The organism is Nostoc sp. WHI (assembly GCF_015714725.1).
GTDB lineage: Bacteria > Cyanobacteriota > Cyanobacteriia > Cyanobacteriales > Nostocaceae > Nostoc.
On record NZ_WBKM01000242.1, the window covers coordinates 17,863 to 36,841 of the forward strand.

The 18,979-nt window shown below is 37.1% G+C and carries 17 protein-coding genes, 1 tRNA gene and 1 pseudogene; 15 read left to right on the forward strand and 4 right to left on the reverse strand.

What is annotated here, in order from left to right:
- The first annotated feature begins 530 nt into the window (after window positions 1-530).
- From F8S12_RS24460 to F8S12_RS24480, 5 genes are all read left to right on the forward strand, one after another.
- Window positions 531-1,328 carry a WecB/TagA/CpsF family glycosyltransferase gene (locus tag F8S12_RS24460; RefSeq protein WP_196518950.1) on the forward strand — a complete coding sequence of 266 codons (798 nt, stop codon included), beginning with the start codon at window positions 531-533 and terminating at the stop codon, window positions 1,326-1,328.
- A 103-nt stretch (window positions 1,329-1,431) separates the two neighbouring features.
- Window positions 1,432-2,913, forward strand: a complete 1,482-nt coding sequence (locus F8S12_RS24465) for a lipopolysaccharide biosynthesis protein (RefSeq protein WP_196518907.1) — start codon at window positions 1,432-1,434, stop codon at window positions 2,911-2,913.
- Between the two features lie 187 nt (window positions 2,914-3,100).
- Complete coding sequence (locus F8S12_RS24470) at window positions 3,101-4,219, forward strand: polysaccharide pyruvyl transferase family protein (RefSeq protein WP_196518908.1); 1,119 nt, start codon at window positions 3,101-3,103, stop codon at window positions 4,217-4,219.
- 345 nt (window positions 4,220-4,564) lie between these two features.
- On the forward strand, window positions 4,565-5,410 hold the full coding sequence (locus F8S12_RS24475; protein ID WP_196518909.1) for an FAD-binding protein: 846 nt from the start codon (window positions 4,565-4,567) through the stop codon (window positions 5,408-5,410).
- Between the two features lie 588 nt (window positions 5,411-5,998).
- Window positions 5,999-6,070, forward strand: a tRNA-Gln gene (locus tag F8S12_RS24480).
- 88 nt (window positions 6,071-6,158) lie between these two features.
- Here the strand turns inward: F8S12_RS24480 and F8S12_RS24485 are convergent.
- Window positions 6,159-6,638, reverse strand: a complete 480-nt coding sequence (locus tag F8S12_RS24485; protein ID WP_196518910.1) for a hypothetical protein — start codon at window positions 6,636-6,638, stop codon at window positions 6,159-6,161.
- Between the two features lie 918 nt (window positions 6,639-7,556).
- Between F8S12_RS24485 and F8S12_RS24490 the strand changes: the two genes are divergently transcribed.
- Window positions 7,557-8,642, forward strand: a complete 1,086-nt coding sequence (locus F8S12_RS24490) for a glycosyltransferase family 4 protein (protein WP_196518911.1) — start codon at window positions 7,557-7,559, stop codon at window positions 8,640-8,642.
- An 84-nt stretch (window positions 8,643-8,726) separates the two neighbouring features.
- On the opposite strand, the gene F8S12_RS24495 is transcribed toward F8S12_RS24490, so the two are convergent.
- Window positions 8,727-10,358, reverse strand: a complete 1,632-nt coding sequence (locus F8S12_RS24495) for a phospholipase D-like domain-containing protein (protein WP_196518912.1) — start codon at window positions 10,356-10,358, stop codon at window positions 8,727-8,729.
- 218 nt (window positions 10,359-10,576) lie between these two features.
- Between F8S12_RS24495 and F8S12_RS24500 the strand changes: the two genes are divergently transcribed.
- The 5 genes from F8S12_RS24500 (at window position 10,577) to vapC (ending at window position 15,276) form a co-directional block, all read left to right on the forward strand.
- Entirely contained in the window at window positions 10,577-11,746 is a 1,170-nt protein-coding gene (locus tag F8S12_RS24500) for a cysteine desulfurase family protein (RefSeq protein WP_196518913.1), read from the forward strand.
- Between the two features lie 68 nt (window positions 11,747-11,814).
- The gene (locus F8S12_RS24505) at window positions 11,815-12,207 is read left to right on the forward strand and encodes a cold shock domain-containing protein (protein WP_196518914.1); all 393 of its coding nucleotides are present in this window, start codon (window positions 11,815-11,817) and stop codon (window positions 12,205-12,207) included.
- Window positions 12,208-12,327: 120 nt separating this feature from the next.
- Complete coding sequence (locus F8S12_RS24510) at window positions 12,328-14,604, forward strand: hypothetical protein (RefSeq protein ID WP_196518915.1); 2,277 nt, start codon at window positions 12,328-12,330, stop codon at window positions 14,602-14,604.
- Window positions 14,605-14,646: 42 nt separating this feature from the next.
- Window positions 14,647-14,874: an antitoxin gene (locus tag F8S12_RS24515; RefSeq protein WP_196518916.1), complete on the forward strand. Its 228-nt coding sequence runs from the start codon at window positions 14,647-14,649 to the stop codon at window positions 14,872-14,874.
- Entirely contained in the window at window positions 14,875-15,276 is a 402-nt protein-coding gene (gene vapC, locus F8S12_RS24520; RefSeq protein ID WP_196518917.1) for a type II toxin-antitoxin system tRNA(fMet)-specific endonuclease VapC, read from the forward strand.
- A 240-nt stretch (window positions 15,277-15,516) separates the two neighbouring features.
- Here vapC and F8S12_RS24525 read toward each other — a convergent pair whose 3' ends face one another.
- Both F8S12_RS24525 and F8S12_RS24530 read right to left on the reverse strand, forming a co-directional pair.
- Window positions 15,517-16,239, reverse strand: coding sequence for a restriction endonuclease subunit S (locus F8S12_RS24525; protein ID WP_196518918.1), 723 nt, complete (start codon window positions 16,237-16,239; stop codon window positions 15,517-15,519).
- Entirely contained in the window at window positions 16,236-18,002 is a 1,767-nt protein-coding gene (locus F8S12_RS24530; RefSeq protein ID WP_196518919.1) for an N-6 DNA methylase, read from the reverse strand. Before F8S12_RS24530 ends, F8S12_RS24525 begins: the two co-directional genes overlap by 4 nt.
- A 54-nt stretch (window positions 18,003-18,056) precedes the next feature.
- Here F8S12_RS24530 and F8S12_RS24535 point away from each other — a divergent pair, with 54 nt between their 5' ends.
- From F8S12_RS24535 to F8S12_RS40915, 4 genes and pseudogenes are all read left to right on the forward strand, one after another.
- A complete protein-coding gene (locus tag F8S12_RS24535) occupies window positions 18,057-18,239 on the forward strand; it encodes a hypothetical protein (RefSeq protein WP_196518920.1) in 183 nt (60 codons plus the stop codon).
- Between the two features lie 9 nt (window positions 18,240-18,248).
- Window positions 18,249-18,539 carry a hypothetical protein gene (locus F8S12_RS24540; RefSeq protein WP_230968243.1) on the forward strand — a complete coding sequence of 97 codons (291 nt, stop codon included), beginning with the start codon at window positions 18,249-18,251 and terminating at the stop codon, window positions 18,537-18,539.
- Window positions 18,536-18,697 (forward strand): annotated as a pseudogene (locus F8S12_RS42065) (type II toxin-antitoxin system VapC family toxin); the annotation flags it as partial. The gene F8S12_RS24540 and the pseudogene F8S12_RS42065, both read left to right, overlap by 4 nt.
- Window positions 18,698-18,788: 91 nt before the next feature.
- On the forward strand, window positions 18,789-18,959 hold the full coding sequence (locus F8S12_RS40915) for a hypothetical protein (protein WP_230968244.1): 171 nt from the start codon (window positions 18,789-18,791) through the stop codon (window positions 18,957-18,959).
- The last annotated feature ends 20 nt before the right edge of the window (window positions 18,960-18,979 follow it).

The window sequence follows — 18,979 nt, forward strand, 5'->3', positions numbered from 1 at the left end:
ACAGCATTTGCGATGCCTGCGGCGGGCTACGCCTACGCACCCGCGGAATATAGGTTAAAATTATCATAAAAATTATTAGCTTATTCTTCAAATTATTATATTTTGAATCAAACCTCTTAAGCGCATACTTACGTATCAAAATCAGTAGACTGACTGCCTGGTATTTTGCTTTGCTACATAATTGTTTTTGTAATAAAAATAACGCAATACAATACGTACTTACTAAAAATTTATCACAATTGTAATGCTTGGATGAACCAACGAAAAATTAATTATGAAGGAAGTATGAATTTTGTCAAACAGCGTCTGAAATCCTTTAGTTAAAACAGTAAACTAAAACACAGCAATAAATTAGTATAGTATTATCGGGAAAACTAAAATCTACTAAGAAGGCAATTGGAGCTCCATATGTTAACTTCCAACGATGACAGAATCCTTCAAAAAATTAGGAGTCATCTAATCTGAATTCTTCAATATTCGGAATGGTCTAGGTAATCTATGGATTCTTTTCTTCGACACAGGAGTTATTTATAGTGGCAATAGTGCTTCTACCTACTAAAAAAGTGCTTGATTTTCCCATTACTGCTTTACGCTTTGATGACCAGGTACAAACAATACTTAAATGGGCGAGTAGACGTGAGAGTAAAAGTGTATACGTAGCCAATGTACATATGCTTATTGAGGCTCATTGGGAACCAGAATTTGCCAACGTATTACGAAATGCAGATATAGTTACTCCTGATGGTATGCCTCTCGTATGGATGATGCGGAAAATGGGAGCGTGTTACCAAGACCGTGTTGCGGGGATGGATATTTTCCTAGCATTGTGTCAGCTAACTCAAACACAAAATCTCAGTGTTTTCTTTCTAGGTTCCCAAACAGAAATCCTTTCTAAGATGCGAAGCCGCTTAGAGTACGAATTTCCTCAGATGAAGATTGCGGCGATGGAACCTCTACCCTTTCGTCCCCTGACTGAAATTGAAGACGAAGCTTTGGTTGAAAAGATTAACTCTAGTGGTGCCGGCGCTGTCTTAGTATCTCTGGGATGTCCAAAACAAGAAAATTGGATAGCTCAACATAAGGGTAAGATACAAGCTGTAATGATTGGACTGGGTGGAGTTTTTCCAGTTTATGCAGGAATCCGCAAGCGCGCACCTCGCATAGTTAGAGACTTAGGACTTGAATGGCTGTATCGATGGATTCAAGAACCACGACGACTTTGTGGCCGCTATGCTAAAACCATTCCACTGTTTATTTGGCTGGCTACCAAGCAACTACTATCATCAAATCGTATTGCAGCGGTCTTCCTTCAACAAACTGGGGATTAAGGAAAAGGAATATGTGTTCTGTGTAACATAAGATTGTTGATACACATATCAACTAGAATAATCAAAAAAAATACTTTTAGATTCTTTCATCGGGAAACTTTTAATGGAATCACCTCAAAATTCATCAAATTTACGGCAAAAAGCTGTTAAAAGCGTAATTTGGACTGCTATCGAAAGTGGGGGACGCCAAGCAATCTCTTTAGTTGTTTTCTTTATCCTAGCTCGTTTACTTAGTCCAGAAACTTTTGGTTTAATTGCTCTAGCATATATTTTTATTGAATTTGTACAAATTTTCGTTGACCAAGGATTCTCTGTAGCGATTATCCAGCGTCAGGAGATAGATGCAGAACACTTGGACAGTGCATTCTGGACAACTTTAGGAATCAGTATACTCTTGACTATGCTAAGTATTGCTGGCGCTGGATTAGCAGCTGATTTCTTTAAACAGCCGCAGTTAATACCAATTATTCAATGCTTATCTATAAGCTTTGCATTTAGTGGGTTGAGCAGCGTGCAGCAAGCGGTTCTTGAACGTCGGTTTGCCTTCAGAAGTTTAGCAATACGCTCACTATTAGCAGTGATAATAGGTGGTATAGTTGGCGTAGTGATGGCTTTTTTACACTTTGGTGTCTGGAGTCTTGTAGGTCAACAACTGTCCAGTAGTTTAGTGCAGGTTTTAGTCTTATGGCGAGTTAGCGATTGGCGACCGGGATTCAAATTTTCTGTTATACATGCTAAAGAACTTTTTGCCTTTGGAATTAATATATTTGCGTTTAACATAATAAACTTTTTCAATCGTCGATCTGATTCCTTTCTAATTGGCTACTTTCTAGGACTTGTTGCATTAGGCTATTACTCGATTGCTTACAAATTACTACAAGTAATGATGCAAGTTTTAATCACTACCACAACTAAGGTTGCACTACCAATATTTTCTAGGTTGCAGGGAGAGCCAGAACGGTTATTAAGTGCTTTCTATAGTGCTACTCAGTTCACAAGTCTCATTGTTTTCCCAGTATTTCTGTGCGTACCAGTGTTGGCACCTGAATTTATCAAAGTCTTTTTTGGTGAGCAGTGGGTTCAAAGCATTCCAGTATTACAAGTACTATCGCTTATAGGTCCTATACACCTAATTTTCTTCTATAATAATTCTGTAATTATGGCGATGGGCAAACCTTCCTGGAGGCTATGGATACAAATAATAAATACAGTTACTAATGTCGTCGGTTTTGCTCTGGTAGTCAAATTTGGTATTGTAGCTGTTGCGTCTGCTTATGTAGTCCGTGGTTATTTAATATTACCTATTTCCTTATTAGCTATTAATAAACTTGTTAAGATTGATTTAACTAACTATCTGCGCTTGTACATAGTACCTTTAGTAGCTTCGGCAGCAATGTTTGGAACTATATTAGCAACTAAATATTTCTTGGAAACATTTATTGAATCTTGGATGTTACTGGCTATTTCATTGTTATTCGGTATCTCGACTTATATTTTTATTCTCTCAGTAATATCGCCAAAGCTTTTCAGACGGCTACTTGACTTAGCAGAAAGTTTGAATACTAAAATAAAAAAGAGAGCATGAACTGTCTTATGTGATAAATAATGAAGAACAAACAAAAATTTTCTGAATTCATTCAATGTATCTAAATATAATATAATTAGTTTTATTAACGAAAAAAGTTAAATTTATTCAATTTCGTAAAACTAGTTAGCAAAGATTTTAGCTGTCAAATTAACGCCAGACTCATAGTTTATCAGAGAAAGCAAAGATGAAAATCGGAATTCTAACTTTTCACCATATAGACAATTACGGAGCAACATTGCAAGCTTATGCTCTCTGGAGTTTTCTTAATAGTCAAGGCTATGATGTTGAAATAATAGATTATCGGCCTTTTAAGATAGCATTGCTGTATTTTAAGGCTTTACTTCCGCTCAAAAAGGTAAAATTTAGCATTAATGAAAGCAAAAAAATTCGGATTAATGAAAAATCGTTCATCAATATTTCAAAATCTTGGAAAATGAGACGGTTTCTACTTTCTCATATTAAATTAAGCCAGAGGAAAATTTATGATAAAAAAGGTCTGAAATACTATCATGACAAGTATGATGTAATAATATGTGGTAGTGACCAAATATGGTGTTTAGATTCTTTTAGAGGATATAATTCTTCTTTCTTTTTGGATTTTGTTAACAATAAAACTACTCGTAAGATAAGTTATGCAGCAAGTTTTGGTAACACCATAAAATTAGGAGATTTTCAAAAAGAAATATGTACCTTGATTAATCAGTTTCACACTATTTTAGTTCGTGATTCTAATAGTTTAAAAATTATTACCAATGAATGTAATAAAGAAGCTATAAAGGTTTTAGATCCTACTTTTCTAATTAAGTATGATGCACTTAAAAGTCCTCCAAAAATAAAAGATAAATATCTTTTGTTATATATTCAAGCTGACCTAGAACCAGAAGAGGAAGAGTTTATAAAATTACTCGCACAAGATCAAAACCTCACTATAGTTTCAGTTGGTAACGCTAATAAATTAGCGCAAATAAATCTAGAAACTGCTAGTCCACAAGAATGGATTGGATTATATAGCCAAGCATCTTATATCATAACTAATACTTATCACGGCACTGTATTTTCTATTATTTTTCAGAAACTTTTTAGCGCATTTGTTCCTAGCGATAAATCGAATAAAGTAACAGACTTGCTTGCTGATCTGGGTTTGAAAAACCGGATATTTTCAGGTAAGCTAAAACATCAATTACTCAACGAGGAAATCTTTAAGATTGACTATGAATCAGTATCTAGTACTCTAGAGTTAAAGATCCTGGAATCAAAAAAATATTTAGTCGAAGCGATTTTACAAAGAGCAATCGATATATAACTCTAGTTGTGGGTTATCGACTGACGTATGCTTTTCACCCCTAATAGGTTAAAAAATCAACTTCTATAACGAAATTTGAAGCCAACAAATACTTCCAAAATAGGTCATTCTAAAGTCTTTACAAAACTAAACATACATCAGTTTTATTACGCAAAATTATTTTACCACTAATTGTGATTTAATTTAAATATACTCTGTCAGTACGCACCTAATGATGTGTTATCGGTGGTATTATGCATTGGCGGACTGGTGACTATCCTTTTTTTAGGGATATACCGTGTTCGCTAAATTACAGGTTAACTGTTTATTTTTGTCCAAAGTCCAAAAGGAGTAGAAAGAATTAAGATGACTAACTTAAAGATCGAGTCTTTAACATCACACAATCTTTCGCACTATAAAACACGACATCACTTCGAGCCAGTAGGAGAGATTAATAGTGTACATGACCTTCAGGAGTACTGTAATTGGGCTAAAGAAAACAAAGTAAATATTTACATAATTGGAAATGGCTCTAACACGCTATTTGTAAGAAAAAATATCCAATCATTGATACTTAAAAATAAACTACCTAAGTACACAAATTCTTTATCTAATAACAGACTCGAAGTGTCTTCTTCTGTTTCAGTTATGGAAGTACTAAAGTACTGTTACCAAAACTCCATGAATTCTTTCTATTATCTTGCATCTGTACCAGCAACTATTGGTGGTGCATTAGCAATGAACGCTGGTAGAGGAAAACAACATGGATGTACAATATATGACTTTGTTGAAAGTGTAACTTTTTTTGAGGATGGATGTATAAAAACACTTACAAATAGTCAAATAGTCCGAGATTATCGAAAAACTGTATTTACTGGTATACACTCAAAACTGATATTGAGTGCAGTTTTCAAGTTTGAACGAACAGAATTCACCGAAAATCCTATAACTTCAAGACAAATTTGGGCAAAAGAACATCAAGATAATATAGCACCTAACTGTGGCTCGGTATTCAAAACTGCTAATTATGGAATACTTGAAAAGATCAAAGGTATGTCTATAGGTAAAGCTATGTTTTCTGATAAAACCAGTAACTGGATACTTACTAAATCACAAAGTAGCTATTCAATAATTCTCCTGATTAAAATAGCTAATCTTTTGCATTTCATAACTAGACAAAAAATTGCTCTCGAACTAATTACAATTGATTAATTAGTTACTATTGACAATTTAGCTGTAGCTCACGGATTATAAAAAACTAGCTATAGTATGGTAAAACTAGTATAAATTCGAGATAAGTGCTTTGTATTATCTACTAGTTGGTTTTTTCCACTATTCAGAGAGTTAACTTTATGCAAGTGCTGTTGAAACATAACTGTTATCGACTTGTAGGCGGTGAGGATGGAGTAGTAAAAGCTGAGTAATCCTTGCTGAAAGCAAAAAGTTCTCTCTAAAACCCAGTATTGCCGTTTCCACCGATTGGCTACAGACTGCTGCTTCTGATGGGCTAGGTTCACGGAGAGCAGACTAGATAGTCTACACTATTGTTTTGCCTGCCAAGGATACGTTCTGATGGGCTTCCCAAAGATGTTCCTACTCAAGCAGAGCAGATTGAAATGCAAAGGCATCGCTGGCATCATGCTCGTTGAACTTTGTGGTTTTGGCTGTTTATGTGAACTTTAAGTGTAAGAATTGTGACAAATTAATGTCCTGCTGTAAAAATCTATTGTCTGAAATCAACTATTAAAATACTTGACAGTAACCTAGTACTAACTGCTATATTAAATAGAGTAAAGTTGTTGGGGCGTAGCCAAGTGGTAAGGCAGCGGGTTTTGGTCCCGCCATCCCTAGGTTCGAATCCTAGCGCCCCAGTAAAAGAAAGGACAGGCATAGCAGCCTGTCTTTTTGAGTTTTAATTACATTATTTAAGATGTTTTCAATCCATCTAATTCTATAAAAGTTACTTGTCAGACGATTTGAGAGCTTGATCCAAAACCTGCCGGGCCTGTTCTGCTTTAGCTCGAGCTTCCTGGTAACGCACATTAGCTTGGGCAAAGTTTTTGAGAACTTTAAAACCTTCCTTGAGTCGAGCAATTTCCTCTTCAGTTACCGCCTCGTCAGTAAACAGGACATCAACCGCTTTGCGAATTTCCAACGCTTCAGTTCCTGATTCCTGAACCTTCAGCTTAAGTGTGGCCAGGTTACTCAGAACTTGAACAGCTTGTGTAATGCTATCCTCACCGTTAGCGGTATCAATAGTCGGTTCTTTAATCTCGATTAATTGTTGAGGACTAAATCCTTCATCAAGTTCTGTGGATAGCTTACCTGCATCCATCAGTTCCATCAACTGATCCATAGCTTTGTCACGAGCTTTGGCTGAATCTTTTCCAGAAACAGTGAGGATAATTTCTGGGCTTTGAGCGAGAGTGTACTGAACCATATTTAAGCAGAAAATTTGCTGGTTAACCAAACCGAGGAAGTTAATCTTAACATATTGCGTGTCAGGTTATTTGTTGGTTTATTTACTTCCAGCAATTCTAAATTTGGCGCTCTAGGAAGAATTGGCAGGATAAATCAAATTAAATTCAGCTAGAGTGAAAGAAATCGGATGCGATCGCGAATCAAAAATCAAGTAGGTAATTAAGGGGAGCAAATCATGAAAAAAGCGTTTGGGAGTACCTAAAAGTGAGCGAATCTGTTAGTAAGACAGGTTATCTCTTAACAGAGTCACCCAACTCGGCTCAAACAGATTTGTATATTTAGTAATCCAACGTTTAGCTGCTGCTACCTCACTGTCTTACTTTTGAATACTAGGGGCTGATAAACTCTCTGTTCGAGACACTAATTACCTGTTGATGATTTTGTGCTTATAAGAAAAATTGCCACTTCTGATTTTAAACTACCTATCTTACGAAAATCTGTCCTTTGGGCAGCTACAGGTTATCTTTTAGAGTACGGAAAGGCGCCCAAAGAGTATCTAAACACGCTATTCTTGAATTAACATTTGAAAATCAGATAATTCACAGGCGATAGTAGAGCTTTTTCGCCCAATATCAGCATTTAGCTTAGATTTTGACGATTGTGTAAAATTCCTATTTATAAAAAAATCTATATTTAAAATTGTACAAAATCATACAAAAATTAATAAATTAGGATGTATTTACCTCTTTAGGAGTGGGTAATTTCCGTACTAAGATAGACAAAAAATATAGAATTAACAGCATAAGATTTAAGGGAAATTGTTAATAAGCTTAGTATCTGAAGTTACTTTCTAATGCAGAGTGAATAAATGACAAGGACTACAACAACAGAAAGAAATAACTTCTAATTTCGAGTTTTATTTTTTAGGAGGTTTGTGATGAAAATTGCTCAAATAGCTCCATTGTGGGAGAGAGTTCCACCTCCAGCTTATGGTGGGATAGAGTTAGTAGTTGGGTTACTGACCGATGAATTAGTTCGACGTGGACACGAAGTAACTTTATTTGCATCGGGAGATTCTATTAGTCTGGCAACACTAACGTCAGTTCATCCCCGTGCCCTCAGGCTCGATTCTACTATCAAAGATTTCGGCATTTACGAATTGCTAAATCTAGCTTCGGTGTATGAACGCGCAGAAGAGTTTGATATTATTCACTCCCATGTGGGGCATGGGGCACTGGCTTACGCGAATCTTGTTACAACCCCTACAGTTCATACGTTGCACGGTATTTTTACCCCTGACAACGAAAAGATGTTTAGTTTTGCTAAAAAACAACCCTACGTCAATATTTCCGATTCACAACGAGAACCAAGGTTAGGGTTGAACTGTATAGCAACGGTCTACAACGGGATTGATGTTAGCAGTTATGAGTTTCACGCTCAACCACAAGATCCGCCCTACCTGGCGTTTTTGGGTCGGATGTCTCCAGAGAAGGGAGCGCACTTAGCCATAGAAATTGCAAAAGTTGCTGGTTGGCATTTGAAAATGGCAGGTAAGATAGATGCCGTTGATGTCGAATACTTTGAGAAGGAAATCAAACCGCACATTGATGGGAAGCAAATTGAGTATCTGGGTGAAGCGAACCACGTTCAAAAAAATGCTCTGATGGGAGGTGCAGTAGCAACTCTGTTCCCGATAACTTGGCGAGAACCGTTTGGATTGGTGATGATTGAGTCAATGGCTTCGGGTACGCCAGTAATTGCGATGAAATTGGGGTCTACTGAGGAGGTAATTGCCCACGGCAAGACGGGCTTCCTGTGCAATAATATTCAAGAGTGCATCAGGTCGATTGACCGGGTAATAGAGTTAGATCGCTATAGCTGTCGCCAGTATGTCGAAAACCTTTTCAGTGTTGAGCACATGACTGATGGCTATGAAGCGGTTTATCAACAAATAATAGCAGAACGATTTTCTCGGAATGGGCATTTCCGCAGTTTGGTTGATTTAGCTAGCGATCGCATTTAAATATCGTATTTGTGTAATCTATTACATGTTTTTAACTAAGTAGAATACAGACCATCGTAGGGACGCATAGCTAGCTGTGCGTCCCTACCATGTTACGCGATCGCTCCATTTTTCTAACGTCCTAGCACTCACGCCTGGAACTCGTTCTAAGTCTTGTAAAGATATAAACTTTTGCTGTTGACGGCTAATAATTATCCTCTGTGCTAACTTCTTACCTACGCCAGGGAGAGTTGCTAATTCTTCTAGACTTGCGGTATTAATATTTACTTTTTTAATTGCTTGTAACTCAGTTGATGAAGAAGTTTTTATTTGGGGACACTGTGTTTGTTCTAATTTGATTTTTTCTTGAATTGCTGGTGGTAAGCCGGGTTTAACTTTGGTATAAAGGCGAGCAAATTCTCGTGCATAATGGGCAGCAACTATGGGACTTTCAATCACTACAAGCGTCTCATCGTTACCATTATTGGCAGCATCTGACCAATTATGAGAACCTGTAATTACTGTTTGGCTATCAATAACGCCAAATTTGTGATGTAATAAATCACCTTTGGGTAACACAGGTATCCCTACGGTGGTAATTGGATTTTGCCAAGGATGGTTATCAAGTTCATATTTACATTTATTACTAAGAGCAATCCCCATCATATCCAATGCTTCGCTATAAGGACGATAGGCAAATTGTGGTTCAATTAAAGCGCGAATTTCCACACTTTGTTGATGGCGTTTTTCTAAAATATCAGCAAGACGCTGTTCTGAAAAGACAAATAATGCTAAATCAGTAGATTTGGTGGCTGAATCTAAAGTTTTACCTATTAAACCATTAGTACTGTTACTCCAAGGTTGAGTGGGAGAAGTCGGCGAAAATTGCACAGTAATTTGGCTTGTTCCTAAAGTTATTTGTTTGGGTAAACGCATCGGTTTTTTTAAACCAAATTGACTATCTGGCTGACCTCCTGGCCCATCTCCCCATAAGATGTTAAACTCTTCTGTAAATAAAGATGCTAATTCCGGGCTGTCAATTTGCAATAAATTATTGGCATTACCTAAACTGCTAGAATTTGTAAAATCACCATAAGTATCACTTAAAGTAAAGTTTGCCGAAGTGATAATTACAATGCGATCGTCTACAATCACAAATTTGTGATGCATCAAACTGCTACCGGCTGAACCATCAGCTTGATCATCTATCCAAAGAATTTTGGCATTTTGCAAAATCATCAAAGCATCTCTTTGATTAATTTCTGCTGGACTGAGTTGATTATCTTGGTTAATATCGATAAATTGGCGAAATTCGTGATGGCGTTCCTGTTCTCTTTTATCTAACTTACCTACTTCAGTAGATGTTAAGCTACTCCAAGGTCGGCTATAGGTATTTTCTAAAATTATCCTGACTTTTACCCCAGCTTTTTGTCTATTAACCAATGCTTGGGCAACTTTGGGTAAACGTAATTCTTGCACCGCCACATCTACTGTAGATTTAGCGTGCGTAATAGTATCGACAATCTGCTTTTCTAAATCATCCCCAAGGCGGGTTTTTTGACGATATGCTTCTTTGTATTCTGAAGACTCAGAATGGTTAAAGTAAACTTGAACTAACGGGTCTTGTGGTAAGGGTGCTGGACGCTGATTGTAAGATTGGACTCGTTGACAACCAGTGAGCGAAAAGATCAGTAAAAAGATATATATAAAATATCTTTGTCTAGAGATAAATTGCACTGTAATCTGTTAAAAGTGGATTGGGAGTGGACATATTTATCATTCCCAAAATCTTGTGTTTTGAATTAAGTAGAGAAATAGCTTTCTAAGTAAAGGGAAAAATCTACTGCTAAAGGCAGAATTACAGAGATTTTTTTCAGTATTTATCCACTCAAACTGTATATACTGGCAAGATCAGCAATCTATTACCAGCGTGTGTTCTCACAATTATCGGTTATATGCAAATTTATCTAGATTACAGCGCCACTACTCCCACTCGAAAAGAAGCGATCGCAGTTATGCAAAAAGTCCTCACTCAACAGTGGGGCAATCCTTCCAGCTTACACGAGTGGGGACAACGGGCTGCAACGGTTGTAGAACAAGCCAGACTTCAAGTTGCTGGATTAATTAATACTGCGACACCAGAATCTATTATCTTTACTTCCGGTGGCACTGAGTCAGATAATCTGGCAATTATGGGTGTTGCTCAACTTTACACTGTTCCTCAACATATTATTATTTCAAGTGTTGAGCATTCGGCAATTTCTGAGACAGTAAGATTACTAGAAATATGGGGTTGGGAAGTTACACGCTTGTCTGTAGATATTAAAGGCAGAGTCAATCCCCTAGATTTAAAGGCAGCATTGCGACATAATACAGTTTTGGTTTCCATAATTTACGGACAAAGTGAAGTAGGGACAGTGCAACCGATCGCAGAACTAGGTAAGATTGTGCGAGCGCATGGGGCTTTGTTCCACACAGATGCGGTGCAAGCTGCGGGACGCTTACCTATAGATGTGCAACAACTCCCAGTAGACTTACTTAGCCTTTCTAGTCATAAAATATATGGGCCACAAGGTGCAGGGGCGTTGTATGTGCGTCCTGGTGTGGATTTGATGCCCTTACTAAGTGGTGGTGGACAAGAAATGGGACTGCGTTCTGGTACGCAAGCAGTACCTATAATTGCCGGGTTTGGTGTAGCAGCAGAATTAGCAGCGCAAGAATTGGCTACAGAAACACCACGATTGATTGAGTTACGCGATCGCGCCTTTGCCCAATTAACTGAGATTCCTGGTTTAATTGCTACAGGGGATGGCTGCGATCGTTTACCTCACCATGTAAGTATGTGCCTAGAAAACGCCGATGGCAAAAAACTTAGCGGTAAAACCTTGGTACGACAGTTAAACCTTGCTGGTATTGGTATCAGTGCTGGTGCTGCTTGTCACAGTGGTAAACTGAACCCTAGCCCGATATTGTTAGCAATGGGTTATTCCGAAAAAGCCGCCTTGGGGGGAATTCGCATCACATTGGGGCGTGATACTACCGAAGCTGATATAGATTGGACAGTGATGGTGTTGAAGCAAGTTTTGCAAAGGCTGACACCAGATTTATCTTTAATTAAGCGTTAAAACAACTGTGACAAATCGCATACCTGTGGGAATACTAGCCGTATAAACTAGCTCAACACGGGTGCGCAATGAGAGAAATTGGTTTTATAAAGTGGTTTGGTGGCTATGATCGTCAAAGAAGTCGGGAAAATGATTTTGGATATATTGGACGCGAAGGAAGAACAGACGATATAAAAGTCTATCGAGAAGAAGTGCATTGTTCAGAAAGTAGTTTGATTGAAGGAATATTAGTCACTTTTGAATTAGTTATAAATTTGCAGACTAATAAACCTTTTGCTACAAACTTGAATTTATTTAAAGAGGTTGGGAGGATAAAAAACTCTGGTAAAAATATAGGTAAAACAGGTAAAAACAATTATTGGTCGATTGAATGCCAATATCATGAGAATACCATCCTGCATAAAAACGAAATCAATTTTTTAGAAGCTGATTTAAAAGAAGGCACACTTGTAAAATTTTAACTGCGAAAATATGGTGACGGGTATAAAGCAAAAAATGTACATTTACTAGATTTAAAAAAGGAAACTGACTCAGATATTATTCATCGCTGCTTAAATCACAATGATCCTAGATTTTGTGCTTTGGGATTTTGGGGATATCGGAATAATAACTCAATTGAGGAGGCAATATCTTTAGCAAATCAAAAGTTAAATAGTTTTCTTCCGTGGCAAATGAAACGTTTTTTAGATTACTTTCCCGAAACTATTCTAATACACCTTAAAGCTCGAAATATTCGACAATTGTTGCCATATAATAAGCAACTAGAATTATGCTTATGGCTTTTACCTGATGATTTAAGTATAGAAATAGATACTGCTTTGCGACAGGAGATATTTAATATTATCTTAAATCTTCAAAAGGAAAATCTGAAAATATGTGATCAAATTATCAGCAAAGTATATAAATTATATGTCAATTATCCAGAAGAGCGTAAACTACTTAATATAAAATTACACATAAAATGCTTGGTTGAACTAATTAGCAATATAGAATATGTTTCTATCAAAAACATATTTTTATCGGAATTGCGAGAGATTTTAGTAAATTCAAAATTAGGCATTTTTTGGAAAATTATACCTGATTATATTATTCTGGAACAACAGATTTGGTCTATAGCGTCAGCAGATAGACGTATTGGTATTCTTGTAAGTCAAATAAGTAATCAACAAGATTTAAATTATCAAGATAATATTTTGATAATTGCAGAGATACTTGAAGATTCACCAGAAGATATCACAAAACTAATTTCTATATTTCGATACAACGATTTGGTTAAATCTCACGACGCGATTTTAAAATTTTTACCTGCTGTTGAACAAATTATTATTCTTAGCACAAGGCTAAACAATATTGTTAGTGAAAATACTCAAGCTATATCCCGTATTGCAAAAATTCTTGCTAATAGTTCAAGTAAGGAACTTCAATTTTTGCTATCTGAACTACCAGATAATGTTAAAAGATGGGATGAAATATTAGAGTTTTTGCCGCCAGAAGAAAAAATATTAATTCTGTTATCAAAGCTGAAAGCAGAATGTCAATTAGAAAATCAAGATATCATCCAAAAAATTGGAAATGTGATTAATGCAGTTTCCAATGAAGAACGCATAATATTAATTGACCGACTTCCAGATGGGGTAAAATACAAAGAACCAATCCTTCAATCATTCCATTTTTTGCTTCCAGAAGATCAAATACGATTAGTGTGGAATTTTATAGCAGATGGCTCCTTATTTATTTGGCATTATTTGTCAAGAGAAGCAAAAATACTATGTATTTATCGCCTAGCAAAAGAAAATACAAATATTTCTCTATTTATTACTGAGTTTCAACGTATTCATAACACTCACCCAGAGAACGATGATTTGATAAGATGTGTCCTGAAAATACTATGGGCTAAGGAACATCCAAATCGAAGTAATGAAGTTTTCCAGAAAGTACATAAATTATTAACAAATTATGTAATTGAATATGCTAAAAATTCTACTGAGCCTATAAATCTTGATCCGTTATTGCCTTACTGCAAACCTACAGACGTGAAAGTTAAATACTGTGAAGGAAAACTATGGGAGAGAGAAGAAATTCAAACAACAGGTGAGGCTAAAATAGTAACTAGTGCTTATTGCCCGCGTGCAAGAAATAACTGTAACTTATTTGAACCAAACAGAAGCTCAAATTCAAATTTTGGTTTGTATGGAGCGCGTTTATCTGCTGAATGTTCACAAGATTGGAAAAACTGGTCTTTACTAGAACTTTTTAAAGCAGTAGATATTGTGCCATCTATGCCTGATTTGAGAAAACCGGAGGATTACTTACCAAAACTATCAGGGTGGATTAATCGCATTAACGAAATTCGCTCAAGACTCAAGTGTTCTGTATGTGAAGATATAATGCCGCACAATATAGAATATTCTCAATTTAGTACTAGATTCAGGGTTACAGTTTTTTCTTGCAAACATGGAGAAGGTCATGACCGTCATGACCATAATATTTATTTGAACGAATGCTGGGGATGCAGTGAAATAATTGATAGTAGAGAGAGCAGATACCAGTCACCAAAAAATAACTATTACATCTGTATTCACTGTGGAAGTGGAACACAACACAGCAATACTTATACTCAAGGCGATATTTGCCCAAAATGCGGGACGATAGGAATGGAAGTTAGTCCCAATAATAACCGTTACCGTAAATGTCATTCTTGTAAACACTCAATCAAACTACCTGAAGAGGGAAAGATAACTGGTTCCAAATGTCCTCAATGTCGAACACAAGGGATGATGCTAACAGTTAATCAAAAGAATAAGCAAGTTCGCTTGTGCCGTTCTCATTCCTGTAGATATTCAATATCAGCAACATAACCCATGTTTTAGTTTCTGTATTAATAATCCTTAAACACCACCATGAACACTGCTAAACTCACCACTGATGGTACTCACCAAATCGTTATTTTGCCCGAAGATTTCCAACTCACTGGGACTGAAGTTTATATCAAAAAAATTGGTAATGCCATTGTCCTCATTGCCAAAGATAACCCCTGGCAATCCCTAATCGACAGTCTAGACAATTTCTCCGATGACTTCATGAATTCTAGAGATCAGCCAGTTATTGACACTAGAGAAAGTTTTTAAATGCGATACCTACTTGATACGAACATCTGCATTTACCTGATAAAGCAAAAACCCCAAAAAGTACTGGATAAATTTCAAACCCTTAGCATTTCTGATGTTGGTATCTCCTCTATCACCATTGCCGAACTAGAATATGGAGTTGCCAAAAGCCAACAGCAAGGGAAAAACCGCAACGCCCTGCTGCAATTTCTGCTACCTCTAGAAATTGTCGAATTCAATCAAGCACCTGCAACAATTTACGGCAGTATCAGAAGTGATTTAGAAACCAGAGGACTGATTATTGGTGCAATGGATATACTCATTGCTGCTCATGCGCTGAGTTTAGGAGTTACCCTCGTCACCAATAATGTGCGAGAGTTTTCTCGTATTCCTACGCTCCCATTAGAAAACTGGGTTGAGTAGTTGTGAATAGGCGAGGTGTGATGACATTGCGTTGCGAACGTTTTCCCGGTTGTAATCATTTTGGGGCGTGATCCGACTGAAGCTGATATAGATTGGACAGTGATGGTATTGAAGCAAGTTTTGCAGAGGCTGACACCGGATTTATCTTTAGTTAAGCGTTAAATCAAATGTGACAAATTAAAAATCGCTGGTTGTATTGGTAGTTTGTACCCGCAAATTTATGATTTGTTATGCCCTTCCTCAACCATCAGTTCTCAGGGTAAGAGAACCAAGCACGAGATAAGCTAAATCGTCAGCTTTTTTGGACTGTTCTGCTGCCAAAGTTCGTAGCGTGAACTCTTGCTCAACAGCGTCCCCAATTGTATTTTGAAGTTCCTCTGGCGGGACAATAATTTTTAATTCTAATAGCTTTGATGGACTGATTCGCTGTCGCCCTGTTGCTCCGGTAACATTTGCTGTGGCTTGACGGGTAAAATGGTCAGAACGTAAGGCTCGAAATAAGTAATAGAGATTTATTTCAGCTTGCGGTTTCTTCCTTAAAACGATAAACTCAGTTGATGCAACTGCGTTTGTCAAATCTTGTGTTACCAATGCTATCTTTTTGTTTACCAAGCTAGGCATAATCTTTGCAAACAAAATGTCGTGTTTTTGGAAGCGATGTTTCGTACTTTTTATATCTCTACCTTTGCTAGCTCTAAAGGTTAAGATGTGTCCATAAATATCATCGACTTCTCTTAAGTCTATATATTCAAATACTTGGTCAATGTATCTATCAGATTGAGTTTTAACACTTATTGACACTATTTGTACAAAATTACCCAACGGATATTGCTCAAATTCGCCTATTTGCTCATGCAGATATTGTGTATACGCAGCACCAGCATCAATAGTATCAATATCATTTGCGGCTTCTTCAGTGATTGTTAAAATTAGAGGTTCTGTTTTGATTAATTCTATGCTCATTGCAAATTTTGCTTCACGTTATAATAGGCTTCAGCTATTACAGGCAAATCATTCAAATCAATCTCCCTGTAGTACTTTGAGGTGATATCATATCCAACACGCTCCGCTTGAGCTAGAAAACGTTTCTTATTATATTTAGGTGTTTTCATTAAGTACAAAACACAAGTTCTAGCATTAGAACCTCCAAATGGTTTGAATGATCCAACGGGCAAGCTTATACAAGCATGAATATAAGTATTAGCCTTCATAAAATTTCGGACTTCTGTTTCCGAAACGCCACTTGCAACACCATGAGGCAGAATTACAAGTAATCGACCAGTTTCTGGTTTCAACAGGCTAATAGCTCGCTCTAGAATTAAATAATCAGAGCCTTGAGCAGCTTTACCTCGACCTAAGACATACCTGTTGAGAGAAGTAAAATCTTCATAAGGTATATTAAATGGTGGGTTAATAAGAATCACATCAAACTTTGTAGCATTATTCTTCTCAATCGCTGCTAAGTCAGTTCTCCTACCATCCGTATTTTCAAAGAAGTCATCCCGAATTGAATCACCTGTATAAATGTGTTCGTATCCATCTCCATGCAAAATCATATTGATCCTGCATAGCGTAGCTAAACGTGGATTTATTTCAATTCCCCACAAATCATTTATTACAAGATTGCTAACAAGCCGATCTTTCTCATCTTTGCTAATATCAAGGGAGCGAATTTTTTTGCGGACATCAACAAAAGCTCTGATCAGAAACCCACCACTACCACACGATAAGTCAAGAACTTTTTCGCCAATCTGTATATCAGCAATTTCAACCATGAATTCAACTAATTGTCTTGGGGTTAAATACTGCCCTAAGTCGCCACGAAGTGTTCCTGTAAGAAAAGCCTCATAAACAGAACCAACTACATCACCACCAGCGCCAGCCAATCCCAGAGGAGTTTTAAATCCATAAAGTCCAAAAGGCTCTAACTCACGAACAATTTTATCAACTGTTTCATTGTTTCTAATTTGGATTTGAGTACCAGTAGGAAAAACATTAAATGTTTCCTTTGCATCAGAGAACATCTGCTGCAAAGCGATAAGCGGACTGCTGCCTAACAGCCATTGAGAAGTAAAGCGATTTGTCGCAAGACCTTCAGAGGCTCTTTTTTCCTCATTGAACTTGCATGTAAGAATTTTAGTTAATTCATCAAAAGCAGACTCAGCAATAAGTCCTTCCTTAGCAAGCTCCTTCCTGCATTCCCTAAAAGCAACCTCTAAATCAGCTTTATTTTCAATAGTTACTAGCAGTCGTTCAGCAGCTTGACGCTTTTCTGTTTGGATTGGAGTACCAGAAATTGTAAGGATTATACTTTCTAATTCTTGTGGTTCTGGTACAGCTTCCAAACCACCAATATCATCTTTCTCAAGGTAATACACCTCCCAATCACGCCCATTAGTCAGAACTGCAATTGGGGTAGGTGGTTCTAGAAGTTGAGCATATGAAAGCGCCTGATTAACATCCTCTTCTTTAAGTCGGTGTTGAATTCGTTTTGTTTCAATAACGAGAGCAGGCCTTTGATTAATGTAAACAACAATATCAGCTTGCTTTCTAAACCGATGACCTGAAGTTCCTGTAATAGATACTTTTCGCCCTATTTGGTGTCTGGTATAACCAAGTCTTTGCAGGAAAGGAATAACGACGTTTTCAGCACAATCATCTTCCGAGTTTAAAGGTGGTGCGTTTCGGAATATATCTTGAAGAATGGCTTGTTTATTTAGTGGCATAGCCCACTTAATTATCTGTTGACATAGGAGTGCAACCTACTGCAAAGCTAGGCAATGCATAAATGCCTAGTATATCGCAATTTTGAGCGATCGCAAAATTTAACACTCATTGATTCTTTCCTGATCGTCACATTCCTTGGCGGCGATCGCAGCACTCTATGTCACACCAGTTTTTTACAAATAAGTACAATTTTGAGCGTGTCTCCTATGCGATCGCACTCTAAAATCAATATGTGAATCACTTTTATGTTTACTGCTATGAACTTTCCTCCCCAACTCCAACAAAAGATCGAAAAATGGGCAAGCAATCAGGGAATCTCAACTGAGCAATTTATTTTGCAAGCAGTTGTTGAAAAAATTGATACACTCACTCAGCAAACGGCAGAAGCAAGCAATGTAGTGTCTTCTAACCAACCAAAAGTATATCGAAAAGAAGGGATTTTGGTTGTAGATGCCCAATTACCAGAAAACTTTGATTTGAATATCTTTATAGATGAATTGAGAGAAGAACGCATTCGGGATCAAATGGCTTTATGAAAGTCTTGTTTGATACCTCTGTGTTGGTGGCTGCATTAACTGTCAATCACCCGAAGCATTCTGTTTGCTTCTCACAGTTAAAGGCAGCAAAATTTATAGAAGTTCAAGGATTTATCTCAACTCACAGTTTAGCAGAAACCTATTCTGTAATCACGCGCTTACCTATTCAGCCGCGTATTACTCCTCAACAGGCTCAGAGCATTATTGTAGATATTTTGCAGTATTTAGAGGCGATTCCACTGCTTGTGAATGACAATTGTGCAAATGGCAGCCTTAAACTTTCCTGGTGGTGGTATTTTCGATGCTCTGATTGCTCAAGCTGCTTTGAAGGCAGAGGTAGCTGTTCTCCTGACGCTGAATCCGAATCACTTCAATCGTTTAGGAAATGCGATCGTCGATCTTGTGCAAGTTCCTGAGTAAGAGCAAGGCAGCCGCATCAT

Coding starts and splice junctions, on each gene's coding strand:
- F8S12_RS24465 (WP_196518907.1), top strand. CDS start 1,432: ATGGAATCACCTCAAAATTCATCAAATTTACGGCAAAAAGCTGTTAAA.
- F8S12_RS24470 (WP_196518908.1), top strand. CDS start 3,101: ATGAAAATCGGAATTCTAACTTTTCACCATATAGACAATTACGGAGCA.
- F8S12_RS24475 (WP_196518909.1), top strand. CDS start 4,565: ATGACTAACTTAAAGATCGAGTCTTTAACATCACACAATCTTTCGCAC.
- F8S12_RS24485 (WP_196518910.1), bottom strand. CDS start 6,638: ATGGTTCAGTACACTCTCGCTCAAAGCCCAGAAATTATCCTCACTGTT.
- F8S12_RS24490 (WP_196518911.1), top strand. CDS start 7,557: ATGAAAATTGCTCAAATAGCTCCATTGTGGGAGAGAGTTCCACCTCCA.
- F8S12_RS24500 (WP_196518913.1), top strand. CDS start 10,577: ATGCAAATTTATCTAGATTACAGCGCCACTACTCCCACTCGAAAAGAA.
- F8S12_RS24505 (WP_196518914.1), top strand. CDS start 11,815: ATGAGAGAAATTGGTTTTATAAAGTGGTTTGGTGGCTATGATCGTCAA.
- F8S12_RS24515 (WP_196518916.1), top strand. CDS start 14,647: ATGAACACTGCTAAACTCACCACTGATGGTACTCACCAAATCGTTATT.
- vapC (WP_196518917.1), top strand. CDS start 14,875: ATGCGATACCTACTTGATACGAACATCTGCATTTACCTGATAAAGCAA.
- F8S12_RS24525 (WP_196518918.1), bottom strand. CDS start 16,239: ATGAGCATAGAATTAATCAAAACAGAACCTCTAATTTTAACAATCACT.
- F8S12_RS24530 (WP_196518919.1), bottom strand. CDS start 18,002: ATGCCACTAAATAAACAAGCCATTCTTCAAGATATATTCCGAAACGCA.
- F8S12_RS24535 (WP_196518920.1), top strand. CDS start 18,057: ATGCATAAATGCCTAGTATATCGCAATTTTGAGCGATCGCAAAATTTA.
- F8S12_RS24540 (WP_230968243.1), top strand. CDS start 18,249: ATGTTTACTGCTATGAACTTTCCTCCCCAACTCCAACAAAAGATCGAA.
- F8S12_RS40915 (WP_230968244.1), top strand. CDS start 18,789: ATGACAATTGTGCAAATGGCAGCCTTAAACTTTCCTGGTGGTGGTATT.